Genomic DNA, 12,553 nt, shown 5'->3' with positions numbered 1-12,553 from the left:
CTGATTATGGTTGCAATCGGCGGCCGTGCCAAGAATCAGACTTGGTTACGTCAGCGCACATATCCAATGTCCCCATGTTGAGCGGGCGGGATCGGCGACGGGTTGGCGCGCCGTCGAAGGAGGCCAGCTCGGCGTAAGGACTCCGCATCGTGCTCGTCATAGCACTGAATCCGAGCAGGTTTTCAGGGCGGCCCAAGCGCGCCTGTCGGTTTGAGGGTTCCAAATCGGGAAGGACCGATGGAGGAATCGCAACTGGGCTCTAATTTGCTTTACTTGGCGAGGGCTGGTGCACACAGTCTCCGTGAAGGAGATTCCCTGGCTGTCAAACGCCCTGTCGTCATGAAGAAGAAAGGGCGCAAGACTGCAGGTAACAGGATTGGAATAATTTCCAGGAAGGGAGACGGACGGTGCCCGCCTCGGAGTGGTTGTATGCTACCTGCTGTTCCACCCGCGCCCGAGTATGGCTGACGATGGTTGTAGTCTGGTGTATCGTGGCCTTTTTCTCCGGCTTGGTCTGGTGGGCCATCCACTTCTTATTGCTGCTGCGGCAGCCGCCGTGGGCCTACGTATTGCTTGCCTCGTCTCCGCCAGCGCTGGCCAGCGCTGGTGTGGTCTGGGTCCTTCTCGCCGCTTGGAACGCCAGGCACGAAGCCATCGAACAGCGTCAAGCCGACCTGTACCAGCACCTGTCCAAGCTAATCCGCCTCAATGATCGGGTGCGCAACGCGCTCCAAGCCATTGCTTACGCCAGCTATGCGCCGTCGGAGCGCGAGCTGTTCCAGGTGCTGCAAGAGTCGGTGGCCAGCATCGAACGGGAATTGCGCGCCGCGACGCCCGAGGAATTGCAGCCACCGCCAGATCGGCTGCTCAATAAGCCGGTGGCATAAACGAGCAACCCGGTTCCCAATTCAGGCCCGCTCGATAGCTCTCGCAGTCAACTGGACGTGTAACGGGCTACTCAGAAACGAGTGCTCGGCGGCTGACTGTTGAGAACAGACCATATCGCCAGTTACAAAATGCTCCTCCACAGATTGTGTATCCGATCTCAGCGACCACAAGAGGGCCCTGCGGAACATCTCATTAATGCCCTTCTCACCGGCAACCAGCACAAGCGAGCGCATGACGGTCAGCGTGCATGGTGCTGCGCTCGGGTGCGAACGGTGGGAAACTTTGGTAGTGGGTCAGTTTGAAATCCACGGGCACTGTGGTCAAAACCGAACATCGTGTCACCGAGCAACGTGCATTAATGCCGCCATGAAAACCGGCAAAGAGAATCACGCCCTAAAGGTGCGTTGCCCCACCTGTGGCGCCAAGCCCGGAAAAAAGTGTGAGCTTACCACCGGCCAGCCACGCAACGAGTCGCATAAAGATCGGCGCGCGGCAGCTGAGGAGCTAGGCGACCGCGCAGGGCGTCTGTGACGGCCGTCACTGGCCGCTGGCGCATGTAGCTCTTGGTCAATCCAGCAGATGCAGGATAACTGTCGAGAACAGACCATATCACCAGTTACGACTTTTGGGGCACCGTTCCAAGAGGGTGGCCCGTGATCCAGGCCACGAGGGGATGAACACAAAATCTGGAGCGGCTCCAGATCGTGTACAGCGAATGGCGCCGCGGAATTTCCCGGGCGGAATCTTGTCAAGCCCCCTCCAGTCGCGCTTTTGCCGCAACCCTTTGATTCCATTCCGACTATAAATTTGTGGAAAATGTCGGATTCACCCCCTCCGATTTGTCATACTGGAAGTAGAGAGTAGGAAAGCCGTCGGCGGTCGTCAGTCGGCAGCGAACTCTTGTCAAGACGCTGGAAATCTGGATTCGTCCGTAAGTTTCTGCAAACAATCGGGAAACAAAAATCTGGAGCGTGGTACTTTCACCCCGCCCCATCTGCCATACTGGAATCAGAGAGGGGCAAGAGAAGGTCTGGTCGTGCCTCTCCTCCCAAGACAATGAAAAAGAAAAACTATGCGCAAGCGCGCCTGCGCCCCCGTGTGTCTCACCAGAAGCGGAAGGGGGAATGGGCAGAGATGGATTTCATGACTAAAGCGACCGGCATGGGGCTGGTGGTTTGCCGGCCGTTCAGCGACAGCCAAGCGTTTGACTTCCTGGCCTGCACCCCGAGCGGGGCAGTGCTGGCGATCCAAGTCAAGTCGTGCTGGCGGCGGGCGAACCACGGGGAGTACAGCGTGGTGACGGGGCCTCGCTACCGAGAGGGAGCGGTGGACTTCGTCGCCGTATGCATCGTACCGGAAGAGGCTTGGTACATCATCCCGGCTGCCGTGGCCAGCCGCAACAAGGGCCTCGGTTTTTATCCGCACATTCCGAACAGCCGGGGACGGCTGGAGAAGTACCGGGAAGCGTGGCACCTGCTACTGCGTCCGCGGCGCGGGCGGAGCGAGGGAGGCCTCGAGATCCGAGCGTGCGCCGATCCGGCGTATGCGGATTCCACCGCAGAGATCGCAGAGATCACCGACGAATTCAATCTGACCGCGGCTAAAGCCGGGTCTTTCTAACGCCAAACTGAACCCCCGCCTAAAGGCGGGGGCTTCCACGGTGGCGCACGCATGGTCGCGGGATGGAAGGTGAATCGAGCCTAAAAGCGGGGGCTTCCACGGCGAGTTGAGAGAGGCTTTAGCCACTGGGGTTCCGCAGACTTGGCAAGATTTGTCCTCAGCGGCTAAAGCCGATTCCATTGTTGACGCGCCATGACGCGGGCCTGAAGGCCCGCACTACCTCAGGTTCCTTCATTTGCGTTCATCCGCGTTGATCCGTGGCGATGAAGTTCCTATCGCGTCACCTCGAACTCCGGGGTCTTGAGCACGTCGTCGGCAGGGTTGGCGGTGATGGCGTGCAACTGGCGCATGGCGGGCTGGATGGTGCGCAGCATGCCAACCATGGCTTCGACGGCGGCGTCGCGCTCGCTGTTCTCCGCGCCCTTCTTGAGAAGTTGTTGCAGCATCGACTTGGGCGTTGGATACACGGCCAGTTTCACTTCCTCGGAGTCGGGGATGGCGGCGGCCTTCTTGGCCAGGGCCAGCGCCTCGGGGAAGCCGCCCAGTTCGTCAACCAGGCCGAGGGCCTTGCCGTCTTCGCCCGACCAGATGCGCCCTTTGGCGATCTGAAGAACATTGTCCTTGGGCAGCTTGCGGCCGTCGGCGACCTTGCCGGTGAAGTCCACGTACACGCGGTCGAGCCACTGCTGGAGGCGCGCCCACTCGGCGGGCGAGTAGTCGTGGGTGCCCGTCCACATGGTGGAGTTCTGGCTGGTGTGGATCTCGTCCCAGGTGAGGCCGATCTTGTCCCAGAAACCGGAGGTCAGCACCTTGCCGCCGAGCACGCCGATGGAAGCGGTGATGGTGCCGGGCTGGGCCACGATCTTGTCGGCGTTCATGGCGACGAAGTAGCCGCCCGAGCCCGCGAGGTCGCCCATGGAGACGATGATGGGCTTGCCCGCTTTTTTCGCCTTTGCGGCCTCGCGCCAGATGGTGTCGGAGGCGACATACGATCCCCCGGGGCTGTCCACGCGGAAGAGAATGGCCTTCACGTCCTTATCTTCGGCGGCTTCGCGGAAGGCGGCGGCCACGGTGTCGGAGCCCATGTAGAAGTCGCCCTGGATCGGGTCGAAGCCGCTCTTCCCGCGCACTACCGTGCCCACGCCGTAGATGAGGGCGATCTTCTTGCCCTTATCGTGCGGACGGCCGGCGCGTTTCAGATACTTCTCGGAATAGAGGAGTTCGGCGTCGCTGCCGGCGAGTTTCTTGACCTCGTCGTAGGCCTCGTCGCGGTAGCCGAGCTTGTCCACCAGGCCGGCGTCGAGCGCCTCTTTGCCCAGGAACGGCCCCTTGTCGATGAGCGCTTTCACCTCGTCGGGTGATTTGTGCCGCGCCTCGCCGATGCCCTTCAGCATCTGGCCAAACCACGAGTCCAGGATCTTCTGCATGGCCTCGCGGTGCGCCGGCGTGTACTTGGTCTCGGTGTAGAAGTTGAACGCGTTCTTGTACTCGTAGCGGTGGTCGCCGTGTAAGCTCAGCCCGAGTTTGGCCAGGGTGCCCTTGATGAACGGCGATTCCAGCATGATGCCGGTCAGGCCGATGTCGCCCGACGGCTGGAGCCAGATCTGCTCAAAGCCCGTCGCCACGTAGTACGAGCCACCGCCGTTGCGGAACTCGCCGAAGGTTTCGGCGAAGGCGATGGCGAATTTCTTGGTCTGGCGGAAGTGGAGTACGGCGTTGCGGATCTCCTGCGCCTGGGCCAGGCCCATCCTGGTGGCGCCGATGCGGGCCACGACGCCGACCACGCGGTCGTCCTTCTCGGCGCGCTCCAGGGTCTCGACGATGTCGCGGACCGTGGTGTTGTCTCGGTTCATGGCCTGCGCCAGCGGGTCGTCGGGGACGGCCTCGATGAGCGGCTGCTCGAGGTTGAGTTCGACCACCGTCTTCTTGGGAACGTGGCCCTTGGACACCAGCACCACCACCAGGATGACGAGTGCGTACATGACGACTACGAAACCGATGACGGCAAAGAAATGGGACAGACGCTTGCGCATGACTCCCTCCGGATGGACGCTCTAGAGGATACGGCATGGACCGGCGATTTGTTCTGCCGAGTCGCGCGCGGGCGCGCCGGGTGGGTAGAATCGGGACAGCATGCGCGTCACGGCACAGAAGGCGGAGCAGCAGGCGGTGCAGCGCTACCGCGCGCTGCTCGAGGTGGCCGATTCCATCGCCTCGCACCGCGACACGCAGGCGCTCTTCCACGACCTGGCGCAGAAACTGCACGCGGTGGTGGAGTTCGATTTCATCAACGTCGTGCTCTACAACCCGCTGAAGAAAACCTTCAAGCTGCACGTGCTGGAGGCGTCACGGCCGGCGCATGTGGATCCGGACCTGGAGCTGCGCGCCGAAGAGACGCCCACTGGCTGGGTGCTCGAGCATCAGAAAGCGATGGTCGTGGACGACGTGGAGCAGGATATGCGCTACCCACGGGTGCGCGAATTGCTGCGCCGGAACCATGTCCGTTCCTACTGCCTGCTGCCGCTGACCACGGCGCAGCGCCGGCTGGGCTCGCTGGGCATCGGCTCGCTGCAGCCCGGCGTGTATCGCGATACCGACTTCGATTTTCTGCAACGGGTGGCGGCGCAGGTCGCAGTCGCCGTGGACAATGCGCTGAACTTCGAGAAGGCGCAGACGTCGCAGATCCAGCTGGAACACGAACGCGACCACCTGCGCATGCTGCTGGAAATCAATAATGCGCTGGTGGCGAACCTGGAGACGCGGGAGCTGTTCGCGGCCATCGCGTCGTGCATGCGGCGGGTGATGCAGCACGAGTACACCAGCCTGGCGCTGTACGACGCGGAGACGGACTCGCTGCGGCTGCACGCGGTGGACGCCACGGGCCAGATTCCGCCGATCCCCGAAGGGACGATGGCGCCGATCGCGGACACGGTCGCGGGCATCGCGTTCTCGTCCCGCAAGCCGTTTCTCTGCCACAACGCGGACGAGGAGAATCTGCTGGAGCGCTTCCCCTCGGAGATCACGCGCACGCTGCTGGAGGCGGGAGTGAAGTCGGCGTGCTGCGTGCCGCTGATCACGCGCAATCGGGTCCTGGGGACGCTCAACGTGGCCAGCATGCGCCCCAACGCCTTCGACGAAAAAGACGCCGACGTGCTGACGCAGGTGGCGAACCAGATCGCCATCGCCATCGAGAACGCGCGCGCCTACACCCAGATCGCCGAGTTCAAGAACCGGCTGGCGGAGGAGAAGCTTTACCTCGAGGACGAGATCCGCACGGAATATGACTTCGAAGAGATCATCGGGGACAGCGCGGCGCTGAAGAGGGTGCTGAAGCAGGTGGAGATCGTCGGACCGAGCGACGCCACGGTGCTGATCCTGGGGGAGACGGGGACGGGCAAGGAGCTGATCGCGCGCGCGCTGCACAACCTGAGCCCGCGGCGCGAGCGCACGCTGGTGAAACTGAACTGCGCCGCCATCCCTACCGGACTGCTGGAGAGCGAGCTGTTCGGGCACGAAAAGGGCGCGTTCACCGGGGCCATCGAGCGCAAGATCGGGCGCATCGAGCTGGCGCACGACGGCACGCTGTTCCTGGATGAGATCGGCGACATCCCGCCGGAGCTTCAGCCCAAATTGCTGCGCGTGCTCCAGGAACAGGAGTTCGAGCGGCTGGGCAGCACGCGGACGATCAAGGTGAACGTGCGACTGATCGCGGCCACGAACCGCGACCTGTCGCAGATGGTGGCGGAGCGGCAGTTCCGCACCGACCTGTTCTACCGGCTGAACGTCTTTCCCATCGTGATCCCGCCGCTGCGGGAGCGGCAGGAAGACATCGCGCTGCTGGTGCGCTACTTCGCGCAAAAACATTCGCGGCGCATGAACAAGAAGATCGAGACCATCCCCAGCGAGGCGCTGGAAGCGATCGGCCGCTATGCCTGGCCGGGGAACGTGCGCGAGCTGGAGAACTTCATCGAACGCGCGGTGATCCTGTCGCCCGGGCCGGCGCTGAAGATCGCGCTGGCCGAGCTCAAGGGCGGCGCCGCCGTGGTGAGCAGCGGCAAGACGCTGGAGGCGGCCGAGCGCGAGCACATCCTCAACGTGCTCAAGGAGACGGAGTGGGTGCTGGCGGGAGGGCGCGGCGCCGCGGCCCGTCTCGGGATGAAGCGCACCACGTTGCAATCCAAAATGAAGAAGCTCGGCATCGCGCGCGCGCGCTGACTGCCGGTATTTCGGCAGATGCCGATAATTCGTCATTCCAACCTCACTCTTCCCCAACGAGACCTTCCTAAGTAATTGATTTCCCTAGACATACTTTTCGACAGTTAGTGTCTCGCGTTGGCAAAGAAACTGCGAGGAGTACGGATGGATTCGGGAGTGGAAGATGCTACGAATCACCATCCTGGACGAACTGGAGACGCTGAAGCTGGAAGGCCGGCTGGCCGGACCGTGGGTCGCTGAGCTGGAAAGGGCGTGGCAGAGAATGACCGGCGCCCACCGCAAGGCGGTGACCGTGGACCTAGACGGCGTGACGTTCATCGACGCGGCCGGCAGGAACCTGCTGGAACACATGGCGGACGAGGGCGCGGCCCTGAAAGCGGGAGCGCCGCTGACGCGCTGCATCTGCGACGAGATCCGGGCGCGACACCGGCAAATCCACGCCGCGGTCAAGGCACTCTTCGGGAAGCGGGAAGCAATCATCGTTATCTTCCTCCCGTTGCTGCTTCTGTGGACCGTGCCGCGGCTGGATGCGCAGGCCGCGCCCGCGCCGGCAACCGCCGCGCAAGCCACTGCCGGGTCCGTCCGGCTGACGCTGCGCGATGCGGTGCAGATGGCGCTGAAGCAGAACCCGCAAGTCCAGCTCGCAGTCCTCAGCACGGCGCAGGCGAATGAAGACAAGAACATCGCGCGCGCGGCACTGCTGCCGCAGGTGGGCGCGGAAGCGTTCTGGAGATACCAGCGCTTCAACACCGCCTCGCTGATCGGGACCCAGTCGCCTCTGTTCCCGCAGGTCGCTGGTCCGTTCCAGTCGGTGCAGGGCGGCCCGGTGTACAGCGCTTCCATCTTCGACCTGACGCTGTGGCGGCGGCTGCAGGGAGCACGGGCCGGAGTACGCGGCAGCCAGGCGCAGCAGATGAGCGTGCGGGAGGAGATGGTGCTGCTGACCGTCTCGCAATATCTCGGCGTGCTGCGCGCCTCGGCGGACGTGAAGGCGGCGCAGTCGCGGGTAGAGCTGGCGCAAGCGCTCTACAACCTGGCCTCTGATCTGCAAAAGAACGGCGTGGGCACGGGCATCGACACGCTGCGCGCCAACGTGCAGCTACAGAACGAGAAGCAGCGGCTGATCCAGGCGGAGACGGCGCGCAAGACCGCGATCTTCGGGCTGCAGCGGCTGCTGAACCTCGACTCGCGCCAATCCGTCGAATTGACCGATGAGGTCAGCTTCTTCGAGACGCCGCAAATCGAAAGCGACCAGGCCCTGGAGCGTGCCTGGGAGACGCGCCCGGAATTGAAGGCGCTGCTGGCCCGCGAGCAAGCGGCGCAGGCGGCCAAACGCGCCGCGTGGGAGCAGCGCCTGCCGCGGTTCGCCTCCGTGGGGACCTGGGGATACCAAGGGCTGACCTGGGGGAGCACGATCCCGGCGTACCAAGTCCAGATCACGGCCGACGTTCCCATCTTCACCGGCGGCCGCATCCAGGCGGAGAACGTGCGCGCCGACCTGGAGCTGAAGAAGGTCGAGCAGGAGCGGCAGGAACTACGAAACCAGATCGCGCTGCAGGTGAACACGGCGGCGGCCGAACTGGCGGCCGCGCGCAACGAGGTGGACGTGGCCAACCAGGGAGTGCGGCTGGCGCAGGAGGAGGTCACGCAGGCGCGCGACCGCTTCCAGGCGGGCGTAGCCAACAATATCGAGGTCATCACGGCACAGGACGAGTTGTCCCGCGCCAGCGACAACCAGATCGCGGCTTTATATCGCTACAACCAGGCCCGGGCCGACCTGGCGCACGCCGCCGGCCAGATGGAATCGCTATATAGCAAGTAAGGAATACGTCGATGCCAACCGAATTGGAAGAACTTGAACTACCGCAGGTGGAAGCGCCAGAGGCGGAAGCGCGCACCACGCCGCTGAGGGACCGCTGGGCGAACCCGAAGTTCCGGCACGCGGTGCTGGGCGCAGGAGCGCTGGTGCTGGCGGCGGTCCTGGCCTCGTTCCTCTACTACCACAACCGCGTCTCGACCGATGACGCGCAGGTGGACGGACACTTGGCGACCGTGGCCTCCAAGGTGTACGGCAATGTCGCCGAGGTGCTGGTCAACGACAACCAGGCGGTGCAGGCAGGGCAGGTGCTGGTGCGCATCGATGCGCGCGATTACCAGGCGCGGTTGGACCAGGCGAGGGCGACGCTGGCGCTGGCGGAGGCGCAGGCCAGGGCGGCGGAGATCGGGGTCCCGATGATGCAGCAGACGACGCTGAGTGGGACCACGGGCGCGGCGGCGGCGCTGGCCGCTGTCCAGGCGGAGCACGAGCGCACGCAAGCCGCCGAGGCCAAGAGTGCGGCGGACATGGCGAAGGCGAAGGCGGAGGTGGGGGCGGCCGAGGCCAACAGTGAGCGCGCACAAGCGGACCTGGCGCGCATGAAGCCCCTGATGGAGAAGGAAGAGATCTCGAAGCAGCAATACGACGCCGTGCGGGCTGAGGCTCGCGTTGCCGAGAGCGAGGTGCAGGCGGCGCGGGAGGAATTCAATTCCTCTGCCAAGGACGTGACCTTGCGCAAAGCTGCCGTGGTCGCTGCCAAGGCGAACATCGATCACGCGCGGGCGGGCGTGACGCAGGCCCACGCCTCGCTCAAGCAGGCCGATATCCAATCGGCACAGGCGCAGTCGGCCCAGGCCGCCGTGAACCAGGCGCGGGCCAATCTCGCCGCCGCCGAACTGCAACTCAGCTATACGACAGTGGTTGCGCCAGTGGATGGCGTGGTCACCAAGAAGAGCGTGGAATCCGGCCAGATCGTGCAGCCCGGCCAGGGGCTGCTGGTGGTCATCCCGCTGCACGACGTGTGGGTGACCGCCAACTTCAAGGAGACGCAACTGGCGAAGGTTCGTGCGGGCCAGAGGGCCGAGGTCAAAGTGGACATGTACGGGAAAACGTTTACCGGGAAAGTGGATTCGGTGGCGGGCGCGACGGGCACTCGGCTGAGCTTGCTGCCGCCGGAGAACGCGACGGGAAACTACGTGAAAGTGGTGCAGAGGATCCCGGTCAAGATCGTGCTCGACCCGCAGCAGGGTGCGGTACTGCGGCCGGGCATGAACGTGGAAGCCACCATCATCACCAAGTAGGAGGCAAGCGATGCGGATGGGAAGTGCAGAACGGCGCGACGGCAGCGACCAGCTCGACATCAACGTCCGCGAGAACCGCTACATCACCGAGTTCAGCCTGAAAGGGAAGCTGTACGGGAACGCGGTGCGGCGGCTGGAACGGCTTTGGATCGAGCACATCGAGACGGGCGGCGTGCTGCTTCTGGACGTGCGCGGATTGACGCACATCGATGCCGCCGGACGCAAGATGCTCTTCTTCATGCAGCAGGAGGGAGTGCAGATCCTGGTGGGTGCCGACGAGAGCGAAGCGCACTCCACCGCGCTCTCCCCCGTGGCCTGGCCGGAGGCGCGGAACTGACGTGGTGCAGCGGTTCCTAGCGCGGGCGAAGAACGGCGACGGCGAGATCAACCCCTGGGTGATCGCGCTGACGGTGATGCTGGCGACGTTCATGGAGGTGCTGGATACCAGCATCGCCAACGTCGCGCTCAATCACATTGCCGGCAGCCTGTCGGCGAGCGTGGACGAGAGCACCTGGGTCCTGACCTCCTACCTGGTTTCCAACGCCATCATCCTCCCCATGTCGGGCTGGTTCTCGTCGCTGTTCGGGCGCAAGCGCTTCTTCATGATCTGCGTGGCGCTGTTCACTGTGACCTCTTTCCTGTGCGGCCTGGCGCCGAACCTGGGATCGCTGATCTTCTTCCGCGTGCTGCAAGGCATCGGCGGCGGAGCGATGCAGCCCATCGCACAGGCCATCCTGGTGGAAAGCTTCCCCCACGAGAAGCGCGGCATGGGCATGGCGGTGTACGGCATGGGCGTGATCTTTGCCCCCATCATCGGCCCCACGCTGGGCGGCTGGATCACCGACAACTACAGTTGGCGCTGGATCTTCTTCATCAACATCCCCGTCGGCATCTTCGCCATCCTGATGACGCTGTACCTCATCTTCGATCCGCCGTACCTGAAGCGGCACAGCGTCAGGGAGGGACTGAAGATCGACTACCTCGGCTTCAGTCTGCTGGCTGTGGGCCTGGGCGCGCTGGAGATCATGCTCGATGAAGGGCAGCGCAACGATTGGTTCGAGTCTGGCGGGATCACCGCCGCCGCCATCGTCGCCGGATTGTGCCTGCTGGCGGTGGTGCTCTGGGAGTTGCACGCCGAGCATCCGGTGGTCGAGCTGCGCCTGCTGAAGAACCGCAACTTCACGCTGGCGACCATCACCATGTACTTCCTCGGCGTCGTGCTCTACGCCAGCACCGTGCTTCTCCCCATCTACCTGCAGAGCCTGATGGGCTACAACGCGACGCTGAGCGGGCTGGTGCTCTCCCCAGGCGGGGTCGTCGTGCTGTTCCTGATGCCGATCGTGGGCTTCCTGCTCTCGAAATATGAGGCGCGCTGGCTGGTGACCTTCGGGGTGGCCATGTGCTCGCTGGGCATGTACCAGATGGCGCAGTTCAACCTGGAGACCGACTACCACGCGGCGATGATGGCGCGCATCGTGCAGAGCGTGGGCATGGCGTTCCTCTTCGTGCCCATCAACACCGCCGCATTTTCCTATCTGGTGAAGGAGCAGGCCAACAACGCGACCGGGATCATCAACCTGGCGCGCAACATCGGCGGCAGCTCGGGCATCGCGCTGACCATGACCATGCTGACCCGGCGCACCGCCTTCCATCAGAACATGCTGGCCGGGCACATCACCGGCATGGAAGAAAGCTACCGCTCGATGATCTATGGAGCGGGTCACATGCTGGTGGCGCAGGGTTCCGATCCGGTGCAGGCGACGCAGCAGGCGCACGGGTTGATGTACGGCATGCTGATGCGCCAGTCGGCGATGATGGGCTTCGTGGACAGCTTCTGGGTGCTGGCCATGGTGTTTCTGCTGATGATCCCGCTGATGTTCCTGATGAAGAAGACGCGGCCGCAGAAGATGGAAGTGGCGGCGCACTGATAGCAATCCGCTCGCGCGCACGGTTCGTTTGGATTCCGGGCGATTCCGGCCTAGCATGTTGCTTCGCACTTATCTGCAGAAAGCCAGCAGCAACAGCAACATGACAGAGACGAAATCTAGGTGGCGGCGAGCGTGGGTTGCACTGGGCGCAGCAGCGATGCTGTTGTTCACAGTTTTTGCAATTAAGCACTACTACGACACCCGCGACTTGCCGTGGTCTCTCGTTGCTCCCAGCCAATACGTTGACGCCGCAACGAGAATGGCGGAACTGAGGAACAACGGTCATTTCGATGAAGCAGTCGAACTCGGTCTGCATTCCATGAAAGGGCAAGGTGACGATTTCCTTTTTCAGATGATTGCGACCACGTATTTCACACGCGCCTTCCAAGATAAGGACCGCAGTGGCGATTGGGCGAAGCTCGCAGCCGAGTACTCTGAGAAGGCCCGCGATGCGAACCCGACGGACATTGCAAACGTGTTCAACGTCGGCGTGAACTACATGATTGTGGGAGATGACCTTTCGACCGGAGGTTGCGAGTACTACCGAAGAGCGATGGAGGTGTTCGAGGGTCTGATCCCGCGGCTACAGGGCGACCGCGCCGAAACACAGGGCAGGACAATACGGCTTGATCCGTTCAGGAAGCGAAATGAAGAAGAACGTTCCCGCATCCGTGAAAGGCTAAGGCACTGCAAGTGAAACCGCTCCGTGAATGAAAGCGACAGCGCTATCGCGCTGTCGTCAGTTTTTGAAGACGCCCTGACGGGCGTCTCTACCGGAATTCAGG

General features: G+C 63.2%; 9 protein-coding genes. 8 read left to right on the top strand and 1 reads right to left on the bottom strand.

What is annotated here, in order from left to right:
- Window positions 1-470 precede the first annotated feature (470 nt).
- Both LAN37_01355 and LAN37_01350 read left to right on the top strand, forming a co-directional pair.
- Window positions 471-887 carry a hypothetical protein gene (locus tag LAN37_01355; protein ID MBZ5645852.1) on the top strand — a complete coding sequence of 139 codons (417 nt, stop codon included), beginning with the start codon at window positions 471-473 and terminating at the stop codon, window positions 885-887.
- 1,144 nt (window positions 888-2,031) lie between these two features.
- Window positions 2,032-2,508, top strand: a complete 477-nt coding sequence (locus LAN37_01350; protein ID MBZ5645851.1) for a hypothetical protein — start codon at window positions 2,032-2,034, stop codon at window positions 2,506-2,508.
- A gap of 272 nt (window positions 2,509-2,780) precedes the next feature.
- Here LAN37_01350 and LAN37_01345 read toward each other — a convergent pair whose 3' ends face one another.
- Window positions 2,781-4,541, bottom strand: coding sequence for a S49 family peptidase (locus LAN37_01345; GenBank protein MBZ5645850.1), 1,761 nt, complete (start codon window positions 4,539-4,541; stop codon window positions 2,781-2,783).
- Between the two features lie 100 nt (window positions 4,542-4,641).
- Here LAN37_01345 and LAN37_01340 point away from each other — a divergent pair, with 100 nt between their 5' ends.
- From LAN37_01340 to LAN37_01315, 6 genes are all read left to right on the top strand, one after another.
- Window positions 4,642-6,723: a sigma 54-interacting transcriptional regulator gene (locus LAN37_01340; protein ID MBZ5645849.1), complete on the top strand. Its 2,082-nt coding sequence runs from the start codon at window positions 4,642-4,644 to the stop codon at window positions 6,721-6,723.
- Between the two features lie 163 nt (window positions 6,724-6,886).
- Window positions 6,887-8,545 carry a TolC family protein gene (locus LAN37_01335; GenBank protein MBZ5645848.1) on the top strand — a complete coding sequence of 553 codons (1,659 nt, stop codon included), beginning with the start codon at window positions 6,887-6,889 and terminating at the stop codon, window positions 8,543-8,545.
- Between the two features lie 11 nt (window positions 8,546-8,556).
- Complete coding sequence (locus LAN37_01330) at window positions 8,557-9,840, top strand: HlyD family secretion protein (protein MBZ5645847.1); 1,284 nt, start codon at window positions 8,557-8,559, stop codon at window positions 9,838-9,840.
- A gap of 16 nt (window positions 9,841-9,856) precedes the next feature.
- On the top strand, window positions 9,857-10,177 hold the full coding sequence (locus tag LAN37_01325) for an STAS domain-containing protein (GenBank protein MBZ5645846.1): 321 nt from the start codon (window positions 9,857-9,859) through the stop codon (window positions 10,175-10,177).
- 76 nt (window positions 10,178-10,253) lie between these two features.
- On the top strand, window positions 10,254-11,768 hold the full coding sequence (locus LAN37_01320; protein ID MBZ5645845.1) for a DHA2 family efflux MFS transporter permease subunit: 1,515 nt from the start codon (window positions 10,254-10,256) through the stop codon (window positions 11,766-11,768).
- Window positions 11,769-11,823: 55 nt separating this feature from the next.
- The gene (locus LAN37_01315; protein ID MBZ5645844.1) at window positions 11,824-12,465 is read left to right on the top strand and encodes a hypothetical protein; all 642 of its coding nucleotides are present in this window, start codon (window positions 11,824-11,826) and stop codon (window positions 12,463-12,465) included.
- Window positions 12,466-12,553: the final 88 nt, after the last annotated feature.

The organism is Terriglobia bacterium (genome assembly GCA_020073495.1).
Lineage (GTDB): Bacteria > Acidobacteriota > Terriglobia > Terriglobales > Acidobacteriaceae > JAIQFD01.
Note: the sequence above shows the minus strand (reverse complement) of the source record. Positions and strands in the feature narration are given on the sequence as shown.

Bases quoted from the DNA above. Each gene is read 5' to 3' on its own strand.
- LAN37_01355 (MBZ5645852.1), top strand. From the start codon at position 471: ATGGTTGTAGTCTGGTGTATCGTGGCCTTTTTCTCCGGCTTGGTCTGG.
- LAN37_01350 (MBZ5645851.1), top strand. From the start codon at position 2,032: ATGACTAAAGCGACCGGCATGGGGCTGGTGGTTTGCCGGCCGTTCAGC.
- LAN37_01345 (MBZ5645850.1), bottom strand. From the start codon at position 4,541: ATGCGCAAGCGTCTGTCCCATTTCTTTGCCGTCATCGGTTTCGTAGTC.
- LAN37_01340 (MBZ5645849.1), top strand. From the start codon at position 4,642: ATGCGCGTCACGGCACAGAAGGCGGAGCAGCAGGCGGTGCAGCGCTAC.
- LAN37_01335 (MBZ5645848.1), top strand. From the start codon at position 6,887: ATGCTACGAATCACCATCCTGGACGAACTGGAGACGCTGAAGCTGGAA.
- LAN37_01330 (MBZ5645847.1), top strand. From the start codon at position 8,557: ATGCCAACCGAATTGGAAGAACTTGAACTACCGCAGGTGGAAGCGCCA.
- LAN37_01325 (MBZ5645846.1), top strand. From the start codon at position 9,857: ATGGGAAGTGCAGAACGGCGCGACGGCAGCGACCAGCTCGACATCAAC.
- LAN37_01320 (MBZ5645845.1), top strand. From the start codon at position 10,254: ATGCTGGCGACGTTCATGGAGGTGCTGGATACCAGCATCGCCAACGTC.
- LAN37_01315 (MBZ5645844.1), top strand. From the start codon at position 11,824: ATGTTGCTTCGCACTTATCTGCAGAAAGCCAGCAGCAACAGCAACATG.